The organism is Pseudomonas putida (assembly GCF_022627325.1).
GTDB lineage: Bacteria > Pseudomonadota > Gammaproteobacteria > Pseudomonadales > Pseudomonadaceae > Aquipseudomonas > Aquipseudomonas putida_X.
On sequence record NZ_JAETZZ010000011.1, the window covers coordinates 1 to 24,146 of the forward strand.

At 60.6% G+C, this 24,146-nt stretch carries 28 protein-coding genes and 1 pseudogene; 24 read left to right on the forward strand and 5 right to left on the reverse strand.

Going from position 1 to position 24,146, the window contains the following annotated elements:
- Nucleotides 1-576 precede the first annotated feature (576 nt).
- On the reverse strand, nt 577-900 hold the full coding sequence (gene fdxA, locus JNA92_RS17530; protein WP_241805931.1) for a ferredoxin FdxA: 324 nt from the start codon (nt 898-900) through the stop codon (nt 577-579).
- Between the two features lie 140 nt (nt 901-1,040).
- Complete coding sequence (gene mutS / locus JNA92_RS17535) at nt 1,041-3,614, reverse strand: DNA mismatch repair protein MutS (RefSeq protein WP_241805932.1); 2,574 nt, start codon at nt 3,612-3,614, stop codon at nt 1,041-1,043.
- 138 nt (nt 3,615-3,752) lie between these two features.
- Here mutS and JNA92_RS17540 point away from each other — a divergent pair, with 138 nt between their 5' ends.
- The 12 genes and pseudogenes from JNA92_RS17540 to JNA92_RS17595 all read left to right on the forward strand — a co-directional run bounded on the left by JNA92_RS17540 (nt 3,753) and on the right by JNA92_RS17595 (nt 12,944).
- Entirely contained in the window at nt 3,753-4,499 is a 747-nt protein-coding gene (locus JNA92_RS17540) for a LexA family transcriptional regulator (RefSeq protein WP_241805933.1), read from the forward strand.
- A 477-nt stretch (nt 4,500-4,976) separates the two neighbouring features.
- Entirely contained in the window at nt 4,977-5,312 is a 336-nt protein-coding gene (locus JNA92_RS17545; protein ID WP_237860057.1) for a phage holin family protein, read from the forward strand.
- Between the two features lie 13 nt (nt 5,313-5,325).
- Entirely contained in the window at nt 5,326-5,823 is a 498-nt protein-coding gene (locus JNA92_RS17550; protein ID WP_241805934.1) for a hypothetical protein, read from the forward strand.
- Nucleotides 5,820-6,380 carry a phage baseplate assembly protein V gene (locus JNA92_RS17555; protein ID WP_241805935.1) on the forward strand — a complete coding sequence of 187 codons (561 nt, stop codon included), beginning with the start codon at nt 5,820-5,822 and terminating at the stop codon, nt 6,378-6,380. The genes JNA92_RS17550 and JNA92_RS17555 overlap by 4 nt, the downstream gene beginning before the upstream one ends.
- Before the next feature lie 87 nt (nt 6,381-6,467).
- Nucleotides 6,468-6,794 (forward strand): GPW/gp25 family protein, encoded by a 327-nt coding sequence (locus JNA92_RS17560; protein ID WP_237860048.1) that lies wholly within the window; start codon nt 6,468-6,470, stop codon nt 6,792-6,794.
- On the forward strand, nt 6,791-7,672 hold the full coding sequence (locus tag JNA92_RS17565; RefSeq protein ID WP_241805936.1) for a baseplate assembly protein: 882 nt from the start codon (nt 6,791-6,793) through the stop codon (nt 7,670-7,672). The genes JNA92_RS17560 and JNA92_RS17565 overlap by 4 nt, the downstream gene beginning before the upstream one ends.
- A 1-nt stretch (nt 7,673) precedes the next feature.
- The gene (locus tag JNA92_RS17570; protein WP_241805937.1) at nt 7,674-8,282 is read left to right on the forward strand and encodes a phage tail protein I; all 609 of its coding nucleotides are present in this window, start codon (nt 7,674-7,676) and stop codon (nt 8,280-8,282) included.
- Nucleotides 8,275-9,072, forward strand: a pseudogene (locus tag JNA92_RS17575) (phage tail protein); the annotation flags it as partial. The gene JNA92_RS17570 and the pseudogene JNA92_RS17575, both read left to right, overlap by 8 nt.
- Nucleotides 9,073-10,422: 1,350 nt before the next feature.
- A complete protein-coding gene (locus tag JNA92_RS17580; RefSeq protein WP_241805938.1) occupies nt 10,423-10,872 on the forward strand; it encodes a phage tail protein in 450 nt (149 codons plus the stop codon).
- 69 nt (nt 10,873-10,941) lie between these two features.
- Nucleotides 10,942-12,108: a phage tail sheath subtilisin-like domain-containing protein gene (locus tag JNA92_RS17585; RefSeq protein ID WP_241805939.1), complete on the forward strand. Its 1,167-nt coding sequence runs from the start codon at nt 10,942-10,944 to the stop codon at nt 12,106-12,108.
- Between the two features lie 13 nt (nt 12,109-12,121).
- Nucleotides 12,122-12,631: a phage major tail tube protein gene (locus JNA92_RS17590; RefSeq protein ID WP_241805940.1), complete on the forward strand. Its 510-nt coding sequence runs from the start codon at nt 12,122-12,124 to the stop codon at nt 12,629-12,631.
- A 10-nt stretch (nt 12,632-12,641) separates the two neighbouring features.
- Entirely contained in the window at nt 12,642-12,944 is a 303-nt protein-coding gene (locus JNA92_RS17595) for a phage tail assembly protein (RefSeq protein WP_241805941.1), read from the forward strand.
- A gap of 136 nt (nt 12,945-13,080) precedes the next feature.
- Here the strand turns inward: JNA92_RS17595 and JNA92_RS17600 are convergent, their stop codons facing one another.
- Nucleotides 13,081-13,371: a hypothetical protein gene (locus tag JNA92_RS17600; RefSeq protein WP_241805942.1), complete on the reverse strand. Its 291-nt coding sequence runs from the start codon at nt 13,369-13,371 to the stop codon at nt 13,081-13,083.
- Between the two features lie 231 nt (nt 13,372-13,602).
- Between JNA92_RS17600 and JNA92_RS17605 the strand changes: the two genes are divergently transcribed.
- The 9 genes from JNA92_RS17605 to recX all read left to right on the forward strand — a co-directional run bounded on the left by JNA92_RS17605 (nt 13,603) and on the right by recX (nt 20,269).
- Nucleotides 13,603-14,919: a hypothetical protein gene (locus JNA92_RS17605; RefSeq protein ID WP_241805943.1), complete on the forward strand. Its 1,317-nt coding sequence runs from the start codon at nt 13,603-13,605 to the stop codon at nt 14,917-14,919.
- 9 nt (nt 14,920-14,928) lie between these two features.
- On the forward strand, nt 14,929-15,774 hold the full coding sequence (locus JNA92_RS17610; RefSeq protein ID WP_241805944.1) for a phage tail protein: 846 nt from the start codon (nt 14,929-14,931) through the stop codon (nt 15,772-15,774).
- Nucleotides 15,749-15,955 (forward strand): tail protein X, encoded by a 207-nt coding sequence (locus tag JNA92_RS17615; RefSeq protein ID WP_241805945.1) that lies wholly within the window; start codon nt 15,749-15,751, stop codon nt 15,953-15,955. Before JNA92_RS17610 ends, JNA92_RS17615 begins: the two co-directional genes overlap by 26 nt.
- Nucleotides 15,956-15,959: 4 nt before the next feature.
- Nucleotides 15,960-16,994 carry a phage late control D family protein gene (locus tag JNA92_RS17620; protein WP_241805946.1) on the forward strand — a complete coding sequence of 345 codons (1,035 nt, stop codon included), beginning with the start codon at nt 15,960-15,962 and terminating at the stop codon, nt 16,992-16,994.
- A gap of 27 nt (nt 16,995-17,021) precedes the next feature.
- A complete protein-coding gene (locus JNA92_RS17625) occupies nt 17,022-17,570 on the forward strand; it encodes a glycoside hydrolase family 19 protein (protein ID WP_241805947.1) in 549 nt (182 codons plus the stop codon).
- Entirely contained in the window at nt 17,567-18,043 is a 477-nt protein-coding gene (locus JNA92_RS17630; protein ID WP_241805948.1) for a lysis system i-spanin subunit Rz, read from the forward strand. Before JNA92_RS17625 ends, JNA92_RS17630 begins: the two co-directional genes overlap by 4 nt.
- 83 nt (nt 18,044-18,126) lie before the next feature.
- Entirely contained in the window at nt 18,127-18,609 is a 483-nt protein-coding gene (locus JNA92_RS17635; RefSeq protein ID WP_241805949.1) for a CinA family protein, read from the forward strand.
- Between the two features lie 103 nt (nt 18,610-18,712).
- Nucleotides 18,713-19,780 carry a recombinase RecA gene (gene recA / locus JNA92_RS17640; RefSeq protein ID WP_241805950.1) on the forward strand — a complete coding sequence of 356 codons (1,068 nt, stop codon included), beginning with the start codon at nt 18,713-18,715 and terminating at the stop codon, nt 19,778-19,780.
- 18 nt (nt 19,781-19,798) lie between these two features.
- Entirely contained in the window at nt 19,799-20,269 is a 471-nt protein-coding gene (gene recX / locus JNA92_RS17645) for a recombination regulator RecX (protein WP_241805951.1), read from the forward strand.
- Between the two features lie 29 nt (nt 20,270-20,298).
- On the opposite strand, the gene JNA92_RS17650 is transcribed toward recX, so the two are convergent.
- Nucleotides 20,299-21,417: an LOG family protein gene (locus tag JNA92_RS17650; protein WP_241805952.1), complete on the reverse strand. Its 1,119-nt coding sequence runs from the start codon at nt 21,415-21,417 to the stop codon at nt 20,299-20,301.
- A 301-nt stretch (nt 21,418-21,718) separates the two neighbouring features.
- On the opposite strand from JNA92_RS17650, the gene JNA92_RS17655 reads away from it, so the two are divergent.
- A complete protein-coding gene (locus tag JNA92_RS17655) occupies nt 21,719-21,922 on the forward strand; it encodes a hypothetical protein (RefSeq protein WP_241805953.1) in 204 nt (67 codons plus the stop codon).
- Here JNA92_RS17655 and JNA92_RS17660 read toward each other — a convergent pair whose 3' ends face one another.
- Nucleotides 21,923-22,342 carry a quorum-sensing-regulated virulence factor family protein gene (locus tag JNA92_RS17660; RefSeq protein ID WP_241805954.1) on the reverse strand — a complete coding sequence of 140 codons (420 nt, stop codon included), beginning with the start codon at nt 22,340-22,342 and terminating at the stop codon, nt 21,923-21,925.
- 222 nt (nt 22,343-22,564) lie between these two features.
- Here JNA92_RS17660 and JNA92_RS17665 point away from each other — a divergent pair, with 222 nt between their 5' ends.
- Nucleotides 22,565-23,275: a tRNA-uridine aminocarboxypropyltransferase gene (locus JNA92_RS17665; RefSeq protein WP_241805955.1), complete on the forward strand. Its 711-nt coding sequence runs from the start codon at nt 22,565-22,567 to the stop codon at nt 23,273-23,275.
- 178 nt (nt 23,276-23,453) lie between these two features.
- Nucleotides 23,454-24,104: a response regulator transcription factor ErdR gene (gene erdR / locus JNA92_RS17670; protein WP_012315844.1), complete on the forward strand. Its 651-nt coding sequence runs from the start codon at nt 23,454-23,456 to the stop codon at nt 24,102-24,104.
- The last annotated feature ends 42 nt before the right edge of the window (nt 24,105-24,146 follow it).

The window sequence follows — 24,146 nt, forward strand, 5'->3', positions numbered from 1 at the left end:
CTCGGACTGGTCTCGATACTGGATACGATCAACCGGCTTAGCCGCATAGCCTGAACCGCCGTGTACGGAACCGTACGCACGGTGGTGTGAGAGGACGGCGGGTGTGAACCCGCCTCCTACTCGATTGGTGCGCACGCCATGGCGGCCGGCCGTTATCGGGGTACGAGGAATATGTAACTTGCTACCCCTGATGCACTGCGTGTAAGCCTTTGCTTACTTGTTGTGTAAGCCATACACGTAACAACCAGTAAATCATTGTCGTTTCCAGATCCGCTTTTTTCTCAAGCCGCTGAAATAATTGAACTTTTTGGATATGTGGAAATGTGTCCACGGCAATGTCTTGTGAGGGTTCGCGGTTGCCTGGCCTCCAGAAGTCGTTAGTATTCGAACTGTGCACACGGACATGCACAGGCGTTCAGGAAGAGCGCCAAGGACATCGCAAGACGCGATTCATCAGGACGATGTTCAGGACAAGCAGGGACTACGGAAAAAAATGTGGGCGGGTCAAACCGCCCCTTTTTTTTGCCCGTAGAAATGAAAAAAGGCCCGTTGCGGGCCTTTTTCGTATCCGGGCGATTAACGCTCCAGATCGGCGATCTTGCCGGGCTTGCCATCCCACGCTTCGGCGTCAGGCAGGGCATCCTTACGCTCAGTGATGTTCGGCCAGATCTCCGCCAGCTCGGCATTGAGCTCAAGGAAGTTCTCCATGCCCGCAGGCACTTCGTCTTCCGAGAAGATGGCCTGGGCCGGGCATTCAGGCTCGCACAGTGCACAGTCGATGCACTCGTCCGGGTGAATGACCAGGAAGTTCGGGCCTTCGTAGAAGCAGTCCACCGGACAGACTTCCACGCAGTCGGTGTATTTGCATTTGATGCAGTTGTCGGTGACGACGAAGGTCATTTCTAGTTCTCTCCTCAGGCAACGGCGGCGGCCCTTCCTCTCAGGGCCGCGCGGTTTACGGGCATGTGGCTGCAGGCCAGGCTAATAACCTGCAGCACCAGCAAACCGCGGCGGATTCTACCAGCTTGTAGTGGACGCCGTTATAACAGGTTCTTTAGTTGATATAGCATTTCGATAGCTTGACGCGGGGTCATGTCGTCCAGGTCCAGCTTGCCCAGCTTCTCGATGGCCGGGTGTGGCAGGCTGGCGAACAGGTCGCTCTGGTGCGGTGCTTGTGGCTCGCCCTTGGCTTTTTTCGACACGGGTTGTTCGTGGGGCAGGCTGCTGGTCTCCAGCCGGCCAAGGTGTTCGCGCGCACGCTGGATGACCGGCGACGGCACGCCCGCCAGTTGCGCCACGGCCAGGCCGTAGCTCTGGCTGGCGGGGCCAGGCAGCACGTGGTGCAGGAACACGATGCGCTCGTTGTGTTCGGTAGCGTTCAGGTGGACGTTGGCCACCAGCGGTTCGCTTTCCGGCAGGACGGTCAACTCGAAGTAGTGCGTGGCGAACAGCGTGTACGCACGCAGCTGCGCCAGGCGCTCGGCAGCCGCCCAAGCCAGCGACAAGCCGTCGAAGGTGCTGGTGCCACGGCCGACCTCGTCCATCAATACCAGGCTGCGATCAGTGGCGTTGTGCAGAATGTTGGCGGTTTCGCTCATCTCGACCATGAATGTCGAGCGGCCTCCTGCCAGGTCGTCGCTGGAGCCGATACGGGTGAAGATGCGATCGACCAGCGACAGTTCGCAGCTGGCCGCCGGAACGAAACTACCGATGTGCGCCATCAGCACGATCAGTGCGGTCTGGCGCATGTAGGTGGATTTACCACCCATGTTCGGGCCGGTGATGATCAGCATCCGGGTGCTGTTGTCCAGGCCCAGGTCGTTGGCTACGAACGGCGTGGTCAGTACCTGTTCGACCACCGGGTGGCGCCCCTGCTCGATGCGCAGGCAAGGTTCTTCGACGAAACGCGGGCAGTTCAGGTCCAGGTTCAGCGCCCGCTCGGCCAGGTTGCTCAGCACGTCCAGCTCGGCCAGCGCTGCCGCGCTGTCCTGCAGCGGTGCGAGGTGGCTGATGAGTGTCTCGAGCAACGCGTCGTACAGCATCTTCTCGCGGGCCAGGGCACGGCTCTTGGCCGACAGCGCCTTGTCCTCGAACGCTTTGAGCTCCGGCGTGATGAAGCGCTCGGCCCCTTTGAGGGTCTGGCGACGAATGTAGTCGCCCGGGGCCTGTTCGGCTTGCTTGGTCGGCAATTCGATGAAGTAGCCGTGCACGCGGTTGTAGCCGACTTTCAGGTTGGCAAGCCCGGTGCGGGCTTTCTCGCGGGCTTCGAGGTCTATCAGGAACTGGCCGGCGTTTTCGCTGATCGCCAGCAGATCGTCCAGCTCGTTGTCGTAGCCGGCCTTGAGTACGCCGCCGTCGCGGATAACCGCTGGCGGGTTGTCGATGATCGCCCGCTCCAGCAGGCTGGCCAGTTCCGGGTAGGTGCCGGTGATGGCCGCCAGGCGCGCCAAGTGTGGGGCTTCCAGCTCGGCCATGGCGTTCTGCAGTTCGGGCAGGGCGCCGAGTGCATCACGCAAGCGTGCCAGATCCCGCGGGCGGGCATTGCGCAGGCCGATACGGGCGAGGATCCGCTCGATATCGCCAATTTCCTTGAGCTGGGGCTGCAGTTTTTCGAAGCGGTAGCCATCGAGTAGGCAGCGAATCGAATCCTGGCGTGCCTGCAAGACCTTGAGGTCGCGAAGCGGCCGGTTCAACCAACGGGTCAGCAAGCGGCTGGCCATTGCAGTCTGGCAGCGGTCGATGACCGACTGCAAGGTATTGTCGCGGCCGCCTGCCAGGTTGATGTCCAGTTCCAGGTTGCGGCGGCTGGCCCCGTCGAGGATCACGGTGTCGTCCAGGCGCTCATGGCGCAAGCTGCGCAGGTGGGGCAGGGCGGTGCGTTGGGTTTCCTTGGCGTAGGTCAGCAGGCAGCCGGCGGCGCCGATGGCCAGGGTCAGCTTGTCGCAACCAAAGCCCTTGAGGTCTTTGGTTGCGAACTGCTGGCACAGCGCCTTGCGTGCCGAGTCGCGGTCGAAGTCCCAAGGGGCACGTCGGCGTGCGCCCGGACGTTTCTCGGCCGGCAGGTCGCGGGGCCAGTCGTCGGGGATCAGCAGCTCGACAGGGTTGATGCGTTCAAGCTCGGCCAGCAGGTTTTCCCAGCCTTTGATCTCTTGCACGCTGAAGTTGCCGCTGGTGATATCCAGCACTGCCAGGCCAAACAGGCGCTCGTCCCCCAGCAGTGCGGCAATCAGGTTGTCGCGGCGCTCATCAAGCAACGCTTCGTCGCTGACCGTGCCTGGGGTGATGATGCGCACCACCTGACGCTCCACCGGGCCCTTGCTGGTGGCGGGGTCACCGATCTGCTCGCAGATCACCACCGACTCGCCGAGCTTGACCAGCTTGGCCAGGTAACCTTCCAGCGAGTGGAACGGAATTCCGCACATGGGGATCGACTGGCCGGCAGACTGACCGCGCGCGGTCAGGGTGATATCCAGCAGTTTTGCGGCTTTTTTCGCATCTTCATAGAAGATTTCGTAAAAGTCGCCCATGCGGTAGAACATCAGCTGGTCCGGGTGCTGGTTTTTCAGCTTCCAGTACTGCTGCATCATCGGGGTGTGTGCGGAAAGATCAGACATTCAGGGCCTTACAGCGGGTATCTGGTTGGCGATTGTGAAACCGGCAATGGTACAGGCTTTTCGGCCGAGATGCAGGCGGCGGGCGAGCGCCTTTGCACCCGGCCGCATCGATTGCATTTCCTGCGGCGGCGCTGCATTATGCACGCTATGCAAAAACGCAATGTAGCTACCGTACTCAGAGAACTGCTCGCCCGCCACGGCCTGTCCCCTACAGAGCTGCATCGGCGCACGGGCGTGCCTCAGTCCACCTTGTCGCGGATCCTCAGCGAGAAGATCGTCGATCCATCGGACAAGCACGTGTCGAAAATTGCCGACTATTTCGGCGTCAGCACTGAACAGCTGCGCGGCCGCGCCGACCTTGGCGCCTCACGCGAAGCCGCCGTGCCCGCACACGGCCATGCGGACCTCAGTGACATCAGCCTGTGGGATGATGAAACGCCCGTCGAGGACGACGAGGTGTCAGTACCCTTTCTCCGTGAGGTCGAGTTGGCAGCAGGATCAGGAAGATTCGTCATCGAGGAAAGCGAGCGCGCTCGCCTGCGCTTCGGCAAGCGCAGCCTGCGCCATAACGGCGTGCAGTTCGACCAGGCCAAGTGCGTGACCGTGCGCGGCAACAGTATGCTACCGGTGCTGCGAGATGGGGCGACGGTCGGTGTCAATACCGGCAAGTGCTCGATCGGTGACATCATCGATGGCGATCTCTACGCCATCAACCACAATGGCCAATTGCGCGTGAAGCAGGTTTATCGGTTGCCCACGGGTATCCGCCTGCGCAGCTTCAATCGCGACGAACACCCTGATGAAGACTACAGCTTCCTGCAGTTGCAGGAGGAGCAGATCAGCTTGCTCGGGCATGTGTTCTGGTGGGGCATGTACGCCCGCTGACCAGGCGTTTTTTCAGAAAAAACCCGCGTTGGCGGGTTTTTTTTCGCCTGTTGAAACGTCCTACAGGCCTGGTTTTAAAAGGCCCTCATGCATTTCAGCAAATGCGTTCACGAAAATTAATGAATAAATGCATTGACTGAATATGCATTGATGCATAGCCTGTGTCTCAAGCCGGACGTAAACCGGTTGTTACACAGGCAGCGATGAACAGGCCTCAACTGTTCAGAGGGTTGGCAACTGGCCCGGGTGTGCAGCGTAAAGCACCAAGAACAGTTATCCGGCGGGCAGGCAGCCGTGGTCGGAGTCACCAATTTGAAGCGTAACCGTTCGGCGTCACCAGTCGTGGCCGTCGGTTAGACAACGCATTACTGAAAAGCCTGGGCACCGGGCTTTTTGGAATGCCGGTTTCCCAGGCGCAGAGTACCCACCACCAACCTGCCGGCCACAGCCGGTGGGCATTACACAGGAGACAGGACAGTGACGAACGAGCAGCAAGCGTTACTGGAGATGCCGCTCTGGCTGGTTATCGTCCTGGCATTGCTGGGCGGCCTCAGCGGCGAAATGTGGCGGGCCGACAAGGCGGGAGCCACCGGCTGGTCATTGCTACGACGGCTGGTATTGCGCTCCGGGGCCTGCATGGTATGCGGGGTTTCGACAGTGATGTTGCTGTACGCCAGCGGCTTTTCTATCTGGACGGCCAGTGCATTTGGTTGCCTGACCGCAGTGGGCGGGGCCGACGTCGCCATGCGCCTTTACGAGCGCTGGGCCATCAGGCGGCTGGGCTTACGTGACACCGCGTCGAGCGATGAGTGACAAGGAGATATGCATGAGCGAATTAGCCACATTACATGCAGCGGTGACCGCAACCATTCGTGAACTCATACCAGAGCTGGCATACGTCGATGCTTATACAGTCGTAGGAAATACTCCCGAGCAGCCGGCATTGCGACACGGGATCGTGCGGATGACGGCAGATGCAGCCCCGCGTGATGGCCGCTCAGTGCTGATCGCTACCTTCGAGGCGGATATCACCGCCGATAGCACCAACCCCGAGTCTCGCCTGCAAGGGAGCATGCTGGCCGCGCAACTGATGGATCTGCTGCGCCAGCAGCACTGGGCCCTGGATTTCGTCGAGGCCAGTCGTAATGCCCACGCGCAATTCGAGGGCAGTGCATGGACGGTGCGCTGGGATCAGCCGGTGCTCCTCGGTGATCCGCGTTGGCATTGGCCCGACCAGCCGCCCGGGAGCCTGATGCTGGGCCTTGCACCCGAGGTGGGGCAGGGCAACCAAGACCGCTACATCGCTCCCGAGGATCTGGCATGAGTTACGTGAGTGCAATGCATGATCGCATGCTGGCGTGCATGATCATTCCCTGTCGGGTGGTCGCCGTAGATCTTGCAGCCGCCCGGTTGCGGGTCTCCGATGGCAGCGGGTGGACCAGCGCCTGGCTGCGCTGGCATGCACAGGCCGCAGGCAAGGCCCGTCATTGGCGGGCTCCCACCCTCGGTGAGCAGGGGGTGTTGCTCAGCCCTAGTGGCGAGCCGGCCCAAGGCACATTCATCCCCGGCCTTTACGGCAACGCAGGCCTCCCGCCAGCTCAGCTCGACCATACGGAAGTCTGGCAGTTCGAGGATGGCGGCTCGCTGACTTATGACTGGCAGGCCCGGCGTTACGACATCCAACTACCCAGCGGCACCGTCAGTATCAAGGTTGGCGCCAGCTCCGTGGAGGTTAGCAATGATGCCATCACGCTCAAGGCTGCTGCGATCCGCCTTATCGGCAACGTCGTCATCGACGGTCCGCTGAGCGCTAGTGGGGACATCAATAGCGGTGGGCGGGTCATTGATACCGCCGGCAACACCGCCAATCACAAGCACTGAACCAAGCCCGCCACAGCGGGCTTTTTCATCCCTGGAGAATGCCATGCATACCCATTCACCGGACGCACGCCCAGCAGGAGGTGCGCCATGATCGGCATGGACCGCCGCACCGGCCTGCCACTGGCCGGCGTTGCCCATCTGCGCCAGTCCATCGAAGACATCCTTGCCACACCGCTGGGCAGCCGTCGCATGCGTCCTGAGTACGGAAGCCAGTTGCGCCGTTTTGTCGACCTGCCTGTCAACGATGGTTGGAAAAGCGCGGTGCAAGCGGAAGTCGCCCGTGCATTGGGCCGTTGGGAGCCGCGCTTGCAGCTTGAGCGGGTAAAAGTTGTGGCGGTGCTTGAGGGGCAGGTCAGCCTGGTCCTGAGTGGACGTTATCTGGGGGACGAAGCAGTACTGGAGGTACGCTTATGAGCCTGGTAGACCTGTCGAAACTGCCTGCGCCTCAACTGCTTGAGGATCTCGATTACGAAAGCCTTTACCAGGCTGATCTGCAAACCTTCCGCGAATACCTTGGCGAGGGCTGGACTGCCAGCCTGGAGAGTGACCCGGTAACCAAGCTGCTGGAGGTTGGCGCCTATCGGAAACTGCTCAATCGGGCCCGTGTCAACGATGCGGCCAAAGCGCTGCTTCTGGCCTATGCCCAAGGCACTGACCTGGACCAGTTGGCAGCGAATGTCGGCCTGCAGCGTCTGGTTATTCAGGCCGAGGACCTGACTAGTGTGCCACCCGCTGCTGCGCTGCTCGAATCGGACGATGCCCTGCGCGAAAGGGTACAGCTGGTCTATGAAGGCCTGACCACCGCCGGCCCTCGCAACAGTTACATCTTGCATGCCCGCAACTCTTCGGGGCAGGTAGCTGACGCCACCGCCGAAAGCCCGTCGCCGGCCGTGGTGGATGTGACCGTACTGAGCCTGGAGGGTAACGGTACAGCCAGCGCCGAACTGCTAGCGCAAGTGGCGGCCTATCTCAATGACGACGATATCCGTCCGGTGGCCGATCGCCTCAATGTGCGCAGCGCCATGGTGCTGCCGTACCGCATTGATGCCGTGCTCTACATGGCCGATAGCGGCCCTGAGTATGAAGCGATCCTTGCCCAGTGCCAGCGCAGGCTCCAAGCCTGGGTGAACCCACGACGGCGCCTGGGATTGGACGTATCCCGGTCCGGCATCGACGCGCAATTGCATATCGACGGCGTGAGCCGGGTCGAGCTGACCGATTGGACCGACATCCGCCCTACCAAGGCGCAAGCCGCTTGGTGCACTGGCTTTACGCTCAAGCGGGGTGGTTGACATGCAGAGCCTGTTGCCGTTGAACCGCACGCCACTGGAGCGGGCCATCGAAACCGCTGCCGACGAAGACCTCAAGGCCAGCCTGCGCCTGCTCTATAACCCCGACACCTGCCCATCCCACTTGCTCTACCAGTTGGCCTGGGCCTGGTCTGTGGACCGCTGGGAAGATAGCTGGAGCGAGGTGATAAAACGCTCGGTAATCCGCTCGGCGTTCTTCGTTCATGCCCATAAAGGCACCTTGGGTGCGCTCAGGCGGGTGGTTGAGCCGTTTGGCTACCTGATCGAGGTGAAGGAGTGGTGGCAGGTTACACCGCCGGCGCCGGCAGGCACTTTCGCTTTGAAGATCGGCGTTACCGATGCCGGCATCAGCGAAAGCACCTACCAGGAGTTGTCGGCGCTGATCGACGACGCCCGGCCGGTCAGCCGCCACCTCACCGGCCTGGTCATCAGTCTTGAAAGCCGTGGTGTGCTTCATGTCGGCTGCGCCATCCAGGATGGCGACGAACTGGACATCTATCCGCCGGCGCCTCGTGACATTGAGGTCGTGGCCACCATCGGCCGCGGCGGCCGCGAACATACAATCGATACCTTGGACATTGCACATGGTTGACCAGACTTCTCAGTTCTACGCCATCCTTACTAACGTGGGCGCGGCGAAACAAGCAAACGCGGATGCTTTGGGCATCGCGTGGAAAATCACTCAAATGGGCGTAGGTGACGCCAACGGCACAGACCCGACTCCCAACGCCACTCAGACCAGCCTCATCAACGAATGGCGCCGTGCGCCGTTGAATCAGCTTAAGGTGGATGACAATAACAACGCGATCATCATTGCCGAGCAGGTCATCCCAGCTGACGTCGGCGGTAAGTGGATTCGTGAGATCGCGCTTTATGATGCCGATGGCGACATGGTTGCTGTGGCCAACTGCGCGCCGACCTATAAACCGTTGCTAAGCCAAGGTTCAGGACGTACCCAGGTGGTGCGAATGAACCTGGTGGTCAGCAGTGCTAGTAATGTGCAGCTGAAAATTGACCCGGCCGTGGTGCTGGCTACCCGAGAGTGGGTGACCGAGGAGTTGGCCAGGCAGGATTTCAAGCATTCGGTGCTGGCGGCAACTACCGCCAATATCCCGCTGAACGGGTTGCAGACGGTCGACGGGGTGGCGCTAACCGCCGGCGCACGGGTTTTGGTGAAGAACCAGATGGTTGGTAAGGATAATGGTCTGTACCTTGTGGTGGCGGGCGGGCCCTGGGCACGCTGCAGCGACGCGGATACCAGCGCCAAGGTGACACCGGGTATGCTGGTGCTGGTCGAGCGCGGTGCGTTGAACGGCAACAGCGCTTGGCAGCTGCTGACCGACGCACCGATTAGCTTGGGCGTCACCGCCTTGGCCTATGAAATGGCATTTGGCCGTAGTGGTGTAGCCGCTGGCACCTATCGCAGTGTGTCGGTAGATGCCTACGGCCGGGTAACCGCAGCGACCAGCCCGAGCACGGTGGTGGGTTATGGCCTTACAGACGTGTACACCAAGACCCAGGTTGACACAGCTGTGGCGCTTAAGGCGCCGCTGGCTAGTCCGACGTTCACTGGCGTGCCAGCAGCACCTACTGCCGCGACCGGAACCGATACTACGCAATTGGCTAACACCTCTTTCGTGCAGGCAGCCATTACAGCGGCCGGGCCGGTGTTCAATAATTCTGATGATGTCACCGACTGGAATGCGGTTATCGCCTCGGGATGGAATCCTAAAATCCTAGGCCGTAACAACGCCAACTCCCCAGGCCAGGAGGTGTCGTACTGGTACTGCCTAGTACTGTCCTACGGCGGGGGCAGCATCACCCAGGTCGCATTTCCCTACGGAGCTGGAACCCTCAACGGTGGGATCAAAACTCGTAGCCGCTACCAAGGCACATGGAATGACTGGGTTACTCCGTATACCAATACGAACGTTGCATCGGTCATCAAGAGCCTAATGGCTGCTACCACTTCAGCAGCAGCACTTGCCGCTATTGGCGCAGCGCCGGTGGTCAGCCCGGTGTTCACGGGCGTGGCAGCTGCACCGACTTCAGATCAATTCGATAGCACGACCAAAATCGCAACCACTGAGTTCGTGCAGCGAGCTATAGGCGGTTACCAAAACGGCTACGCCTATACAACGGCTGGCCAAACAATTACTGCTTCGCGTGTGAATTGTCTAATCAACTTGAATACGGCGGCGACCAACATCACGCTCCCACTACTTTCCAGTGTGCCTATTGGTTCGAAGGTTTACATCCGTGCAAGTAATACCGCCACTATCAAAGCCCAAAATACAGACGTAATTTATGTCAATACCGCAAAGACCACTGAGTCGTGGGTGGAAGTTGGTCGCAACAGCAATATCACCCTGATTTCTGCAGGTGCCATATGGTTCATAGCTGGCAACGCCTCGCTGACTCATGACACGAGCTTATTCGGCGTACTTAAAGGCAGCAATGGCTATCAAAAGCTGCCTAGCGGGCTGATTTTGCAGTGGTGTAACGGACAGATCGCTGCCGCTCAGGGCTCGGCCCGCATCACCCTCCCCGAAACGTACACGACAAGTCTTGTCGCCTATTCTTTGGGTACCGCTAATGCAGGCCACTGGGTTACCGGGCAGAACGCAAGTACTAGCGGTATAGACGTCATCGCCCGGACAGTGAGTGGGGGAAGCATCATTGTCCCCTCCGGCATCGTTGGATACACCTCAATCTTCATCGGGTACTGATCTATGACTGTTCAATTCTTCGCCTCTAAAAGCACCCGAGGGTTTTACAGCTCTGATTCAGCCAGCAGCATCCCAGTCGATGCCGTGGAAATTACAGAAGCATACCGAAATCAATTGCTCGATGGTGAGCGAGCAGGGAGGGTGATTGTCTGGGGGGACAGCGAGCCTTTCCTGGAGGACCCTCCGCTTCCAACCGGGGAGGAACTGGCGGTGATTGAGCGCCGCTGGCGCGATATGCAATTGCTGGCTACCGACGGGATTGTGGCGCGTCACCGTGATGAACGTGATATCGGCGGCCCCACTACCCTGAACACTGCCCAGTTTTCGGAACTTCTGGAGTACCGGCAAGACCTGCGCAACTGGCCTCAGGCTGATGCGTTTCCTCTCTCCATGCGAGGCCGCCCGCCGGCGCCTGGGTGGATTGCTCAGTTGACCAATGACGCCCCCGCCTGAAGGGGCGTTTTCTTTTCCGCTGTACCACATGGCCCTGCACTGCGGGGCCTTTTCACATCTGGAGTAAACATGGCTGGATTCTTTCATGGCGTTACCGTAACAAACATCGACACAGGCGCGCGCACTATCGCCTTGCCGTCCTCCTCGATCATCGGCCTTGTCGATACCTTCACCGAGCGTGCTGATGCCACGGCGAAGGCCAACGACCTCGTGCTGATCACCAGCGAACGCGAAGCTGTCGCCGCCTTCGGTGAAAACGCGGCCATTACCCAGGCCTGCCGCGCCGTATATTCCCGAGCGAAGGCGGTCATCGTCGCCTGTGGTGTACTCAAGCTCGAAGATCCCGCCGAGCAAACTTCGGCGATCATCGGGACCGTGCAGGCTGACGGGAAACGTACCGGCCTGCAGGCGCTGCTCGACGGCAAGAGCCGTTTCAACGCTCAGCCACGGTTGCTGGTGGCGCCACGCCACAGTGCGACCCTGGCCGTGGGTACCGCACTGGTAGCCCTGGCCGACAAGCTGCGCGCTATCGCCATCATCGACGGCCCTAATACCACCGATGAGGCGGCCATCGACTACGCCAAGAACTTCGGCGCCAAGCGTGCCTTTTTGGTCGACCCAGGGGTGCAGTACTGGGACAACGTTGAGCAAGCCACTGTCAATGGGCCGGGGTCGGCCTGGGGCGCCGGCTTGTTTGCCTGGACCGACAGTGAATATGGCTTTTGGGCGTCCCCATCGAACAAGGAATTCGTCGGTATCAGCGGTACAACGCGCCCGGTGGAGTTCCTCGACGGCGATGACAGCTGCCGAGCCAACCTGCTGAACAACGCCAACATCGCCACCATCATCCGCGACGACGGCTTCCGCCTGTGGGGCAATCGCACCCTGTCGAGCGACCCGAAATGGGCCTTCGTCACCCGTGTGCGGACCATGGATATCGTCATGGACGCAATCCTTTACGGGCATAAGTGGGCGGTCGACCGCTCCATTACTGCGACCTACGTCAAGGACGTCACCGAAGGTCTGCAGGCTTTCATGCGCGATCTGAAGAACCAAGGCGCGATCATCAACTTTGAGGTCTTCGCTGACCCGGAGCTGAACACCTCCAGCCAGCTGGAGCAGGGCAAGGTGTACTGGAACATCCGCTTCACCGACGTGCCGCCTGCTGAAAACCCCAATTTCCGCGTTGAAGTCACTAACCAGTGGCTGACCGAAGTCCTCGATTCCGCCGCTTAAGGAGCGCACTTACATGGCAATGATTCCCGAAACCCTGGCCAACCTGAACCTGTTCGTCGACGGTGTCAGCTTCCAGGGCGATGTTCCCAGCCTGACCCTGCCCAAACTCACGCTGAAGATGGAAGAGTACCGTCCTGGTGGCATGGACATGCCCGTCGAGATGGACCTTGGCATGGAGAAGCAGGAAGCCGCCTTCACCACGACCGGCGTACGCCGTGAGGCGTTGAGGTTCTTTGGCCTTGCCGATGGCAGCGGCTTCAATGGCACGTTCCGCGGAGCCTTCAAGGGCCTCAAGGGCAAGATTACCCCGGTGGTGGTCACACTGCGTGGCTCGCTCAAGGAGATCGATATGGGCGACTGGAAGTCCGGCGACAAGGCCGAGATCAAGCACAGTGTCGGCCTGACCTACTACAAGCTCGAAGTCGATGGGCGCCTGGTTTATGAGATCGACGTGCTGGGCATGAAGCGTGTGATCGACGGCGTCGACCAACTGGCCGCTCAGCGCGCTGCGTTGGGCCTGTAGGGAGGTGGTCATGGCTTTAGCAAAAAAAGCTCCGCAATGGCTGACTCTGAGCGCCGAGCGCGTCACCGTCCGCCTCTCCCGCGCCAGCGAGGTCAATGGCGTGCAGGTCGACAGCCTGTCACTCCGGGCACCGACCGTACGTGATATCCGCAATGCCCAGACCGGGGGGACCGCTGACGAGGAGCAGCGCGAACTGAACCTGTTCGCATCGCTGGCAGAGGTAGGCATCAAGGACCTTGAGGGGCTTGCCCTCAAGGACTACAGCCGCCTGCAGGCGGGGTACTTTCGCCTGGTGCAGGACGACGAACTTTGACCCGGCCCGGCAGAAGGTCGCCGCCCGGCGGCTGGCCAAGGAGCTGAACTTTCCAGCGAGCGAAATCATGACCATGTCGTACAGCGACATGATCTGGTGGCTCACGGAGTGAAAGGAGAAAAGCATGGCGAACAACTCAGCGGCAACAGATGCGTCGCAACCGCCACGCACTGACCCTGAGCACGACCGGATCAACCTTGCGCAGGTATTCAGTCATCAAAACCGAATACTTGGGCGCGTTGTGCAGTCGCTGAGGCAAGGGGCCCCCGTGAGCGAGGACGTCGAATCGTCTTCCGTGCCCATGGCCGAGGTTGTCGATGGTGCGGGCGCAGATACCTTGCAGAACAGTAAAGGCCGGGCTAGCCCTGTTGCCGGGCCGTTCTCGATAGGTGAAGCCTCCAGGAGGCGACCACCACTTGTCGAACATGATGATTACCCCCTGGGCGCCGATGCTACACCTTCGACCGAGCCGGGCCATGGCACTCGGCGACGCGGTTCACAAACATTGGCCGCCGCAAAGGCGGCGGCTCGGGACGTAAGGCTGGGTGCGCTACTGAAGGTAGGTTCCACCGCCGCTACTGCTTCGACTGCTCAAGAATGGGGTGAAGGGCTGGGAGGTGCGACTGGAGGCTTTGCAGGAAGTGTGCTTGGTGCAGCCTTGAGCAAGTACGCCGGCAGAAATGCCGAATATGGCAAGGTGGTGGGAGGCTTTTTTGGCGAAAAAGTGGGAGCGGCGCTTGGTAAGCGTGTTGCTCCTCACTCCGAACAGGGGCTACTAGAAGCGGTTGCTGCGCCCACCACGACCGCCCCATCGGCGGAAGCTGCAACCTCGCAGAGCTCACTTGAGCAAGGCATGCTGACTGGTGTGAGCATTGGCTCGATTGCGCGCGCTCATCAGTCCGGTAAACGGTCTTCAGCGATGAGCTGGAATAGGCTGAAGGGCTGGTTGGGCAAAGGCAGCCCCGCAGCCAATGATCCTTATCCTCTCGGGGCAGATGCAGGCCCTTCTCCTACAGAAATCGGTAAACGTGCGCCGCCCTGGAAGACAGTTGGCGAAGTCCTCAAGGAGGAAGGCAAGAGTGTTTTGCTGGAAGCGGCCCTGAAGGCAGGACATACCTACGCGACTGCCAAGACAGCCGAGGAGGCTTGGGCCGGCTACGGCGGTGCTATTGGAGGATTGGGCGGTTCAGTTGCAGGGGCAGTGGTGCTCAAAAGACTCTTTCCTTTTGTAAGCCCGTCAGTGGGTACCACGCTTGGGGGGGAGCTCGGTGACAAGGCCGGTACCGTGCTTGGCGGATGGCTCGCGCGGAAACTGTCCAAGGACGAGCCCCATCCACCTGCAAATACTCCATTGCCAGCCGTTTCTCTTCTGGCTTCGCCCAAGCCGCTCGTCACGCCAATTCCGACCAATGAGTTGTTTGGCCTTCAGTTAGGTACGGCAACTGCCAAACGCCTGATGTCGACGCCGGAACTGGCGCGACAAAAGTGGGTGGCTAAGCGCTCTTTGCCGCGGGTGTCACTGCTGGACACGCCCAAGCATTCGCTCACCCCCCCGCCTCAGACGGCGTTTCTTGATGAGCAGGTCGGTACCCGGATCACCCGGCACCTGCTGGCACACCCCGCTGCGGCTCAGCCCAAGGCAGTCCAGCCGCAGCGGCCGGCGCCAGTGTCGCTGCTCCGGCCTGCCTCACCCGAGGCGTTGAATGAAGCAGCAGGCGATCGTCCATTCCCCTTGCGCGCACCCCCGGCGGCACCCGCACTTCCAGACCCTGACGGTCCCTTGCCCCCTCAGGCCAAACAGTCTCCGCCGATCGCTCAACAGTTCACCTTCAACGCCAACATGCCGGTAACGATCAACGGCTGCCTCGACGATCCGGCCGTCCTGCAACGGTTGGAGGCGATGGTGCAACGCACGCTACAGGAACTGATCAGCCGCAAGGCGGCTACGCAGCTTTCTGATCCCATCTACGCGTGAGGATATTTCATGATCTATCTGGAACAGCTCCAAGGCGCCTTGCATGCGCTGGTCAAGGCAGGCGAGGAGGGGCGTCGACGTGCCGACGCCATGCTCGAACCGATGGCCCAGGCGGTCGGCCATGCCAAGGAGGCAGCCGCTGAACTCGAAGCTCTGCCATGGATCGGCCCGGAGATAGGCAAACGCCTGCAACGTACGATGCGCGCCATCGACTCTGCCAAGCAGCGTGTTGACATGGTGATCGCCAAGTACAACCAGTCCTTGGAGGTGGTGCGCAAGGTGCGTGATCGCGTCAATGCCTTCGCCGAGCATCTGGGCAAGGCGGGTACGGCAATCCGCCGCGTGATTGGCGATGTGCGGGCGCTGGCCAGCGGCGTGCTGTCGACTTTTGGCTTGCTACCTCAGGCCACTCCTGCGGCAGAGGCGATCACACCGTTTGCGCATCTGCTGGTGCTGCAGCCATTGAAGGCAAACGCGCCACCGTACTATTTCAACCTCGATACCGCCGCCTTCGACCAGTTGCGCCGGCAAACCCGTTTCCGCTGGGCTGCCCAGGAGCGCCTGGCACGTGCCACCGCGCAGCAAGCGGTCAGCCTGGGCGAAGAAACCATCAGCATCCGTGGCGCCATCTTCCCCGGTTTCAAGGGGGGAGTGGGGCAGTTGCAGGCGCTGCGAAGCATCGGCCGTCAGCTCTTGCCATTGTCGTTGACCACAGGCTACGGCGAAGTGCTCGGCACTTGGTGCATGACCAGCATCGAAGAAGAGCAGGGCGCTTTTCTGGCCGGTGGCATTCCTCGCAAACAAGGCTTTTCACTGGAGTTCGTGAGTTATGGACAAGACTTGCAAAACATCTGAAGGAGATGTGCTCGACACCCTCTGCCACCACTATTACGGGCACCTCGATGGCAGCGTGGAGGCGGTGCTGCAAGCCAATCAGGGGTTGGCAGACGAGGCCCAGCCGTTTCGCAGCGGGGTGACGATTCGCTTGCCAACCTTGACGCTGGCGCCGGCCAACGTCGTACAGCTCTGGGACTGAGGCCATGCAACCGCAATTTCGCATCCAGGCCGATGGCCAGGACATTACTTCGCTGATCAATGATCGTCTGTTGCTATTGCGCACCACTGACAAGCCGGGGTTGGAGTCGGACGACTTCGAGTTACGCATCGATGCGCGAGACGGCACCGTGGCGTTGCCTGCCCGTGGCGCGGTGATTGAGGTGCATATGGGTTACGCCGGTCAACCGCTGACCCGGTTGGGGCGTTACACCGTCGATGAGGTGGAGCTCTCCGGGCCACCGGACACCCTGTTGATTCGCGGTAAGGCAAGTGACTTGAGCGGCAGCGGCAGAACCGTGCGCAGTGGCAGTTGGGAGACAGTGACGCTGCAACGCATAGTCGCCGAGGTTGCAGCGCGTAATGGCTGGCAGGCGATCTGCCCGGTGCTTATTCAGGTACCGCGCGTCGATCAGTACAACGAATCGGATTTCAACTTCATCACCCGCCTGGCCCGCCAGTATGACTGCACCGCCAAACTGGCCAACGGCCAGTTGCTGGTGCTGCCACGCCAGGCGGGGCGCAGCGCCAGTGGCAAGCCCCTGGACGTGGTCGGCATTGCCCATGACCAGGTCAGCCAGTGGCATTTGCGGCTGGACGACAAGGCGGGGCGCCAGGCTGTGCGTACTCGCCATCAGGATACTGCCAGTGGTGAATCGAAGATCCTCGAACTGGTCAACGCCGAGGCTGCAGGCGCCCAGCGGCCGGTGCATACGGACCGACATCTTTACCCCAACCGTGCGGCAGCCGAACAGGCGGCCAGGGCGCGGCTAGCCGGTTTCAATCGCGAAAGCGCCAATGTGCGCCTGGATCTGCCTGGACGCACCGACCTGTTTGCCGAGCGCAGCATCGATTTGCATGGCTTTGTCGACGGTATGAACGGGCAGTATCAAATCGACTCGGTGGAGCAGGTATTCACCCTGTCGGGCTGGCGTACAACCGTGCAGGGGAATGGTGGCAAGGCAGGCAAGTTGAAGGCCAAGGGCGCCGCCCCGCGTCTTGAGGCAGTGACCAAGGCCTGAGGAATGAACCACGCAAGGAGGTCAGATATGCTTACAGAAGCGCAATTGCTACAGATTTTGCCCAACGCCCGTTATGTCGCCGGTGTTTTTCTTCCTGCCCTGAACATCACCCTGCCACGTTGGGAGATCGACAACCCCAAGCGGTTGGCTGCGTTCATCGCCCAGGTCGGCCATGAGTCGAGCCAGTTACGTTATGTGAAGGAACTGGGCAGCAATAGCTACCTGGCCCGTTACGACACGGGAAGCGTCGCCCGGCGCCTGGGCAATACACCGCAGGAGGACGGCGACGGCCAGTTTTATTGTGGACGGGGCCTGATCCAGGTGACCGGTCGCAGCAACTATCAGGCCTGTAGTCGGGCATTGTTCAACGACGAGCGCCTGCTAGCCCAGCCGCAACTGCTGGAGCAGCCGCGCTGGGCGTGTGAGTCCGCGGCGTGGTTCTGGCATTCCCGGGGGTTGAATGGGTTGGCGGACCGGGGCGAGTTCAACCGTATCACGCGCCATATAAATGGTGGGTTGAACGGTCTGGAGGATCGTTTGAAGCTCTGGGCGCGGGCACGTGAGGTGCTGTGTTGAGCCGACTGCGGTTGGGGCTAAGCGTACTTTTGATCCTGTTGTACACAGCGTTGGTATGGCAGGCCCAGAACTGGCGCTATGGCCGGCTGTTGGCGCAGCAGGCGCAAGCCCAAGCCGAGGCGATGGCGACCAGGGTGCTTGAGGTGCGCGAGCAAAACCAGCGCCTGGAGCGGCAGTTGCATGAGAGTGAAACCCGTCATTACCAGGAGTTGACCAATGCGCAACAGTCCCAGGCTCGCCTGCGTGATCGCCTGGCTACTGCCGATGTACGGTTGTCAGCCTTGGTCGAGCGCGACGCCGCTTGTTCCGCAGTGCCTGCCGCCGCCGGCGCCGGCGGCGTGGATCATGCATCCGTACGCGCCCGACTTGAGCCGGCGCATGCTGCACGAATTATCGCCATCACCGATGAAGGCGACCGAGGATTGATGGCGTTGCGGGCTTGCCAGGATTATGTGCGGGGATTGCTGCGCTGAGCGGAGGTATGAAGCAGCAACGACTATCCCGATCACCCACCTCAAATGCTAGGGTGTGGCTCTGCCTCTTCCAGGAACTGCACATGGACCCGATTACCGTTCTCTCCGCCCGGCTGGGCGAGCACCTGCGCCGTTTCAGCGCCCAGGTCACCACCGCCGAATCCTGCACCGGCGGTGGGATCGCCGAAGCTATCACCCGCGTACCTGGCAGCTCCGCCTGGTTCGAGGCTGGCTATGTCACCTACTCCAATGCTCAGAAGACCCGCCAGCTTGGGGTCCCTGAACATTTGTTCGCCCAGGTAGGTGCAGTCAGTCAGGAAGTGGTCGAAGCCATGGTGCGCGGCGCCCAAGCGGCCAGCGGTGCGCGTTTCGCAGTGGCAGTGAGCGGTGTGGCCGGGCCCGATGGTGGCTCGCCGGCCAAACCCGTTGGTACCGTGTGGCTGGCATGGGCCGATGGCAGTCATGTGATCAGTGAGCGTCGCCACTTCGACGGCGACCGTGAAGCAGTGCGCCGACAGACGGTGATCGCCGCGTTAGACGGCTTGTTACAGCTTGGTGCCGAGTAAATCGACGACAGGGGTTTGCTCAAGCGCTTCCCTGTGGAATAATACTGGCTACTTATACAGGTATTCCGGCCATCAGGGCCAAGTCGAACACGTGAGGATTTCAATGGACGACAACAAGAAGCGCGCCTTGGCTGCGGCCCTGGGTCAGATCGAACGCCAATTCGGCAAGGGCGCAGTCATGCGCATGGGCGATCACGAGCGCACCGGCATTCCGGCCATCTCCACCGGCTCCCTGGGCCTGGACATCGCCCTGGGCATCGGCGGCCTGCCAAAAGGCCGTATCGTCGAGATTTATGGCCCGGAGTCTTCGGGTAAAACCACGCTCACCCTGTCGGTCATCGCCGAAGCCCAGAAAAGCGGCGCCACCTGCGCCTTCGTCGACGCCGAGCACGCGTTGGACCCTGAGTACGCCGGCAAGCTGGGTGTAAATGTCGACGACCTCCTGGTTTCGCAGCCGGATACCGGTGAGCAGGCGCTGGAAATCACCGACATGCTGGTGCGTTCCAACGCCGTTGACGTAATCATCGTCGACTCCGTGGCCGCCCTGGTGCCGAAAGCGGAAATCGAAGGCGAGATGGGTGACATGCACGTTGGCCTCCAGGCCCGTCTGATGTCCCAGGCGCTGCGTAAGATCACCGGTAATATCAAGAATGCCAACTGCCTGGTCATCTTCATCAACCAGATCCGTATGAAGATCGGTGTGATGTTCGGTAGCCCCGAAACCACCACCGGTGGTAATGCCCTGAAGTTCTACGCCTCGGTGCGCCTGGACATCCGCCGTACTGGTGCAGTCAAGGAAGGCGACGAAGTCGTCGGCAGCGAAACTCGCGTCAAGATCGTCAAGAACAAGGTCTCGCCGCCGTTCCGTCAGGCTGAATTCCAGATTCTTTACGGTAAGGGTATCTACCGTAACGGCGAAATCATCGACCTGGGTGTTTCCCAAGGGTTGGTCGAGAAGTCGGGGGCCTGGTATGCCTACCAAGGCAACAAGATCGGCCAAGGCAAGGCTAACGCGGCCAAGTACCTGCAAGAGAACCCGGCCATTGGCGCCGAGATCGAGAAGCAGATTCGTGAGAAGCTGCTCAAGGCGGGTGTCGTTGCCGAAGCGGGCAAGGCTGCTGCAGCCGATGCCAACGCCGACGACGTGGCTGACGCCGACGCCGGTTATTGATAGCTGCTTGGCCTGATCATGTCCGTCGTACTCGACACCCCCGTCGCCGTTCGGCGGACAGCCATGGACCTGCTTGCGCGCCGCGAGCATGGTCGCGTCGAGCTGACGCGTAAACTGCGTCAGCGCGGCGCTACGGATGAGTTGATCGAGCCAGCGCTCGATCGGCTCGCCGAAGAAGGGCTGCTCAGCGAGGCTCGCTACCTCGAAAGCTTCATCAGGTACCGTTCCAATGCCGGCTATGGTCCAGCGCGTATTCGCGAGGAACTCGGCCAGCGTGGCCTGAACCGTGGCGATGTCGATCAGGCACTGCGTGACTGTGGTGTGAACTGGGCAGAGCGGTTACAGGATGCCTGGCAGCGCAAATATGCCGGTCAACGTCCGCAGGACCCCCGCAGCCGCGCCCAGCAGACCCGATTTCTCGCTTACCGTGGGTTTCCCATGGACATGATCGGCCGCCTGCTCAGCGGCCGAGACTTGGACGACTATTGATCTAACAGCCACATCGCAGGCAGGCGTACTCAGCTGACCTTCAGCGCCTCCCTTGCCCGCTGTGTAGTATGCATCGGCTGGGGCTTTGCCCAGTTCTCCGACAGATTGATGAAATCCACCAGCTCACGCAGACGCCCTTGATTGCGCCCATTGAAGGCAAAGGTCAGGCGGGTCAGGTGGTTGTAGTTGCCTACTTCATGCTCTGCGCCACTGTCGGCATGTTGGTAGTACTTACCGCTGAGCCGTAAATCGGCGAAAGCTTCCTGAATTTCATGCAGTGCTGCGTCGCTGAGCCGATGATGCATGCGGATCACGAACTGGTTCTTCAGCCAACGGCTGGAGTGGTAGTTGCTGTAGAACTGGTTGATCTCCTCCACTGCCTCGTCGGCACTGTGCACCAGGCGTAGCAGCTTGAGGTCACTGGGTAGGATGTAGCGGTTTTCTTCCAGTTGCCTGCTGATGAAGTCCAGGCAGTCTTGCCAGAAGCTGCCACCTGGTGAGTCCAGCAGCACCACCGGTACCAGTGGGCTTTTGCCAGTTTGAATCAGGGTCAGTACTTCGAGTGCTTCGTCGAGCGTGCCGAAACCTCCGGGGCAAAGGACCAGGGCGTCCGCTTCCTTGACGAAGAACAGCTTGCGAATGAAGAAAAAGTGGAAGGGCAGCAGCTTGTCAGTGCCGTCCACTGTAGGGTTGGCGTGTTGTTCGAAAGGGAGGGTGATGTTGAAACCCAGGCTGTGGTCGCTACCCGCGCCTTCATGCGCAGCGGCCATGATGCCGCCACCTGCGCCGGTAATGACCATCAGGTCGGAGCGGGCCAGTGTGGCGCCCAGTTCGCGGGCCAAGGCATACATCGGGTGTTCCAGCGGTGTGCGCGCCGAGCCAAAAACCGTGACCTTGCGCCGGCCCTTGTAGCGTTGCAGGCTGCGGAAGGAGTGGTCCAGTTCGCGAAGGGCCTGCAAGGTGATCTTGGCACTCCAGCGATCGCTGTCGTCGTGGGCCATGCGCAAGATGGTCAGCATCATGTCCCGGTACAGTGGCAGGTTGGGGCTGTCCGGTGCGACCAGTTGCAGTTGTTCGTCTAGCTTGCTCAGGTCGATACCACTGTCCCTGAAGTGATTGAACAGATACTCATTGGGTTGGTAAGGCATTCAACGTCTCCTTCTGCAGCAAAACCTCTGACCGAGCTGATGGCTGGGCTCGGCCGCGACACTACGTGCGTCGCTGGCTGCTCTTGCTCGAGTGTGCGTCCCGAGCATTGCAGTAGGCCTTCAAGGCCCTGATGCAGTGCGTCATTCATCTTGTCGTTTTTGTGCGCTTCGCTATCAATCTAGACCCTTGCGCCACTTCGTGCAGGCACTATCGGTGCGGCCACTCGTCGGCACGCGGCCATTGATGGCAAGGGTTTGGTTAACTGGAGAAGCGAAACGTGTCGATGCAGGAGGTGGCGGTATGCATCGCTTGGTCATCGAGGTAGACCGGCAGCTGTATCAGCAGCTGGAACATGCGGCCCAGGTCCATCATGTGAGCCTGGAAGCGGAGTGCTTGCGGCGGTTGGCTGCGTTGGAGTGCCAATCACCCTATCTGCAGGCGCTTTTGGCAGAGATGCGCGCCGACGAAGAGCCGCAGCGCGCGGAGGATGAGCGGGTCAGTTGATTACTTCTTCTTGTTGCCGGCAGTGCAGCTGGCAGCGTCGAAGGCCTGGTCCATGACAGGTTCGTTGGTCTTGTAGACGGTGAAGCGATAGACCATCACGGCGCCTTTGGACATCAGGTTGCGGTAGCCGCTATTGCGGCAGACGCTGTCACCCAATTGGCTACGCACCTCGGCGGGTTTTTCCTGCATGCGTGCGGCGTGCTCGGCGCGTACGCTCAGGTGATTGACCAGTGCTCTGCCTTCAACGGTATAGCCCTGGTCGAGGATATCTTCGTTGATGGCCCTTGGGGTGCCGACGCTGCTTTGCTTGGCGACCTTTTCCAGCAGCTTGTTCAGCTCGAACTCCTGCTTGGAGGCCGCCTGGGCTGCCAGTGGCAGGGTGAGCAACAGGCTCAGGGTCGGGACGATAAGACGCAGCATGAATCTCTCCTGGTTCGGTGACTGGCGCTTCGACATGCGCAGACGGCTGGTGTTCCATGAAACCTGCAGTATCGCGGGTAGGCTCGCGGCCACCAAACGCCGATTATAAAGGACCAGCCCGTCCAGCTGCACGGCAAATGACGCCCGCTCTGATAGAATGGCGCTTTGTTTTCATCGAGTTATCGCAGTGTCCAGTCACAACCTGTTCCGAGGCTTGCCAGCATGAGCCATGCGGTAGCGCGCCTGCGCGCCGAACGGCTGGCCCGTAGCATCAAGCCGTTCATTGCTCGTGGCTCACGTGCCGAACGTTGCCCTGACTGTCGGGTTATCGCCACCCATTGTCTATGTGCCTGGAAGCCAAAGGTGCAGGCCGACTCGGGTGTATGCCTGTTGATGCATGATACCGAGCCACTGAAGCCCACCAACACCGGCTGGCTGATCGCCGACGTCATCGAAGAGACCTCTGCCTTCGGCTGGTTGCGCACGGCGGTGGACGAACGATTGTTGTCCCTGCTGGCAGACCCCCAGTGGCAGCCGTACATCGTCTTCCCCGGGGAATTCGTCGCCCAGGAGCGGGTGGTCAGCGAGGTCGTTCGTGTGCCGGGCAAGCGGCCTTTGTTCATCCTGCTGGACGCTACCTGGACCGAAGCCCGCAAAATGTTCCGCAAGAGCCCTTATCTTGACCGCTTCCCGGTGCTCAGCCTGCAAGCTGAGCAGATGTCGCGCTATCGCTTGCGCCGCTCCAAGCGCGATGATCATTTCTGCACTGCGGAAGTGGCTGCCATGTGCTTGGACCTTGCGGGTGACCACCAGGCTTCCCAAGCCCTGGATGCGTACCTTGATGTGTTCAGCCTGCACTACCTCAGTGGCAAGCGTCGTCTGCCACTGGATGAGCAGGACGCTACCCACCAGCGTTTGCATACCTTCCTATAGTCCAAGGGGCACGAGCCCCACTTTGGTTCATAATGACGGGGCTGGCGGCCAGGATGAAGCGAGGCGGCGGGGCGAGTGGTTTGACCCGCCCGGTTGTGCGCGGCACCTTGGCGCCGATTCCCCGCCGGGCGCTATTATTCCGCCGCTGCGCCTGGCACAGAACAGGATCCTTAGATCGATGGCCATGTACGAAATCCTGATTGCCGATGACCACCCACTGTTTCGTAGCGCTCTGCGCCAGGCCGTCACCCTCGGCCTGGGTGCGGATGTGCGCCTGGTCGAGGTGGCGAGCATCGCCGAGCTGGAAAGCCGACTGAGCGAAAAAGCCGACTGGGATCTGGTCCTGCTGGACCTGAACATGCCGGGTGCCTATGGTTTCTCCGGGCTGGTCCTGCTCCGTGGCCAGTACCCTCAGATCCCGGTGGTGATGGTCTCGGCTCAGGAAGAGGCTGCCGTGGTAGTCAAGTCCCGTGAGTTCGGGGCCAGTGGCTTCATTCCAAAGTCCAGTGGGCTGGAAGTGATTCAGGATGCAGTGAGAAAGGTGCTCGATGGCGACGTTTGGTGGCCGCCTCAGGCATTCGAAAGGGTCGATGTGTCGGCCGAGGCCAAAGCCGCCAGCGAAGGCCTGGCCAGCCTTACGCCACAGCAGTTTCGCGTGCTGACCATGGTCTGTGAAGGCTTGCTTAACAAACAGATCGCCTACGAGCTGAATGTGTCGGAAGCGACCATCAAGGCTCATGTGACAGCGATCTTCCGCAAGCTGGGCGTGCGCACGCGAACCCAGGCGGCCTTGCTGCTGCAACAACTTGAATCTGTTGCAAGCAGCTAACTGCTTGCAGCTTCACGCTTTTTTGACTCGTTTTGGACTAGT

What these genes read in the sequence shown, in the direction of transcription:
- fdxA (WP_241805931.1), bottom strand. Translation starts at nt 900, where the DNA reads ATGACCTTCGTCGTCACCGACAACTGCATCAAATGCAAATACACCGAC.
- mutS (WP_241805932.1), bottom strand. Translation starts at nt 3,614, where the DNA reads ATGTCTGATCTTTCCGCACACACCCCGATGATGCAGCAGTACTGGAAG.
- JNA92_RS17540 (WP_241805933.1), top strand. Translation starts at nt 3,753, where the DNA reads ATGCACGCTATGCAAAAACGCAATGTAGCTACCGTACTCAGAGAACTG.
- JNA92_RS17550 (WP_241805934.1), top strand. Translation starts at nt 5,326, where the DNA reads ATGAGCGAATTAGCCACATTACATGCAGCGGTGACCGCAACCATTCGT.
- JNA92_RS17555 (WP_241805935.1), top strand. Translation starts at nt 5,820, where the DNA reads ATGAGTTACGTGAGTGCAATGCATGATCGCATGCTGGCGTGCATGATC.
- JNA92_RS17560 (WP_237860048.1), top strand. Translation starts at nt 6,468, where the DNA reads ATGATCGGCATGGACCGCCGCACCGGCCTGCCACTGGCCGGCGTTGCC.
- JNA92_RS17565 (WP_241805936.1), top strand. Translation starts at nt 6,791, where the DNA reads ATGAGCCTGGTAGACCTGTCGAAACTGCCTGCGCCTCAACTGCTTGAG.
- JNA92_RS17570 (WP_241805937.1), top strand. Translation starts at nt 7,674, where the DNA reads ATGCAGAGCCTGTTGCCGTTGAACCGCACGCCACTGGAGCGGGCCATC.
- JNA92_RS17580 (WP_241805938.1), top strand. Translation starts at nt 10,423, where the DNA reads ATGACTGTTCAATTCTTCGCCTCTAAAAGCACCCGAGGGTTTTACAGC.
- JNA92_RS17585 (WP_241805939.1), top strand. Translation starts at nt 10,942, where the DNA reads ATGGCTGGATTCTTTCATGGCGTTACCGTAACAAACATCGACACAGGC.
- JNA92_RS17590 (WP_241805940.1), top strand. Translation starts at nt 12,122, where the DNA reads ATGGCAATGATTCCCGAAACCCTGGCCAACCTGAACCTGTTCGTCGAC.
- JNA92_RS17595 (WP_241805941.1), top strand. Translation starts at nt 12,642, where the DNA reads ATGGCTTTAGCAAAAAAAGCTCCGCAATGGCTGACTCTGAGCGCCGAG.
- JNA92_RS17600 (WP_241805942.1), bottom strand. Translation starts at nt 13,371, where the DNA reads ATGTTCGACAAGTGGTGGTCGCCTCCTGGAGGCTTCACCTATCGAGAA.
- JNA92_RS17610 (WP_241805944.1), top strand. Translation starts at nt 14,929, where the DNA reads ATGATCTATCTGGAACAGCTCCAAGGCGCCTTGCATGCGCTGGTCAAG.
- JNA92_RS17615 (WP_241805945.1), top strand. Translation starts at nt 15,749, where the DNA reads ATGGACAAGACTTGCAAAACATCTGAAGGAGATGTGCTCGACACCCTC.
- JNA92_RS17620 (WP_241805946.1), top strand. Translation starts at nt 15,960, where the DNA reads ATGCAACCGCAATTTCGCATCCAGGCCGATGGCCAGGACATTACTTCG.
- JNA92_RS17625 (WP_241805947.1), top strand. Translation starts at nt 17,022, where the DNA reads ATGCTTACAGAAGCGCAATTGCTACAGATTTTGCCCAACGCCCGTTAT.
- JNA92_RS17635 (WP_241805949.1), top strand. Translation starts at nt 18,127, where the DNA reads ATGGACCCGATTACCGTTCTCTCCGCCCGGCTGGGCGAGCACCTGCGC.
- recA (WP_241805950.1), top strand. Translation starts at nt 18,713, where the DNA reads ATGGACGACAACAAGAAGCGCGCCTTGGCTGCGGCCCTGGGTCAGATC.
- recX (WP_241805951.1), top strand. Translation starts at nt 19,799, where the DNA reads ATGTCCGTCGTACTCGACACCCCCGTCGCCGTTCGGCGGACAGCCATG.
- JNA92_RS17650 (WP_241805952.1), bottom strand. Translation starts at nt 21,417, where the DNA reads ATGCCTTACCAACCCAATGAGTATCTGTTCAATCACTTCAGGGACAGT.
- JNA92_RS17655 (WP_241805953.1), top strand. Translation starts at nt 21,719, where the DNA reads ATGCATCGCTTGGTCATCGAGGTAGACCGGCAGCTGTATCAGCAGCTG.
- JNA92_RS17660 (WP_241805954.1), bottom strand. Translation starts at nt 22,342, where the DNA reads ATGCTGCGTCTTATCGTCCCGACCCTGAGCCTGTTGCTCACCCTGCCA.
- JNA92_RS17665 (WP_241805955.1), top strand. Translation starts at nt 22,565, where the DNA reads ATGAGCCATGCGGTAGCGCGCCTGCGCGCCGAACGGCTGGCCCGTAGC.
- erdR (WP_012315844.1), top strand. Translation starts at nt 23,454, where the DNA reads ATGGCCATGTACGAAATCCTGATTGCCGATGACCACCCACTGTTTCGT.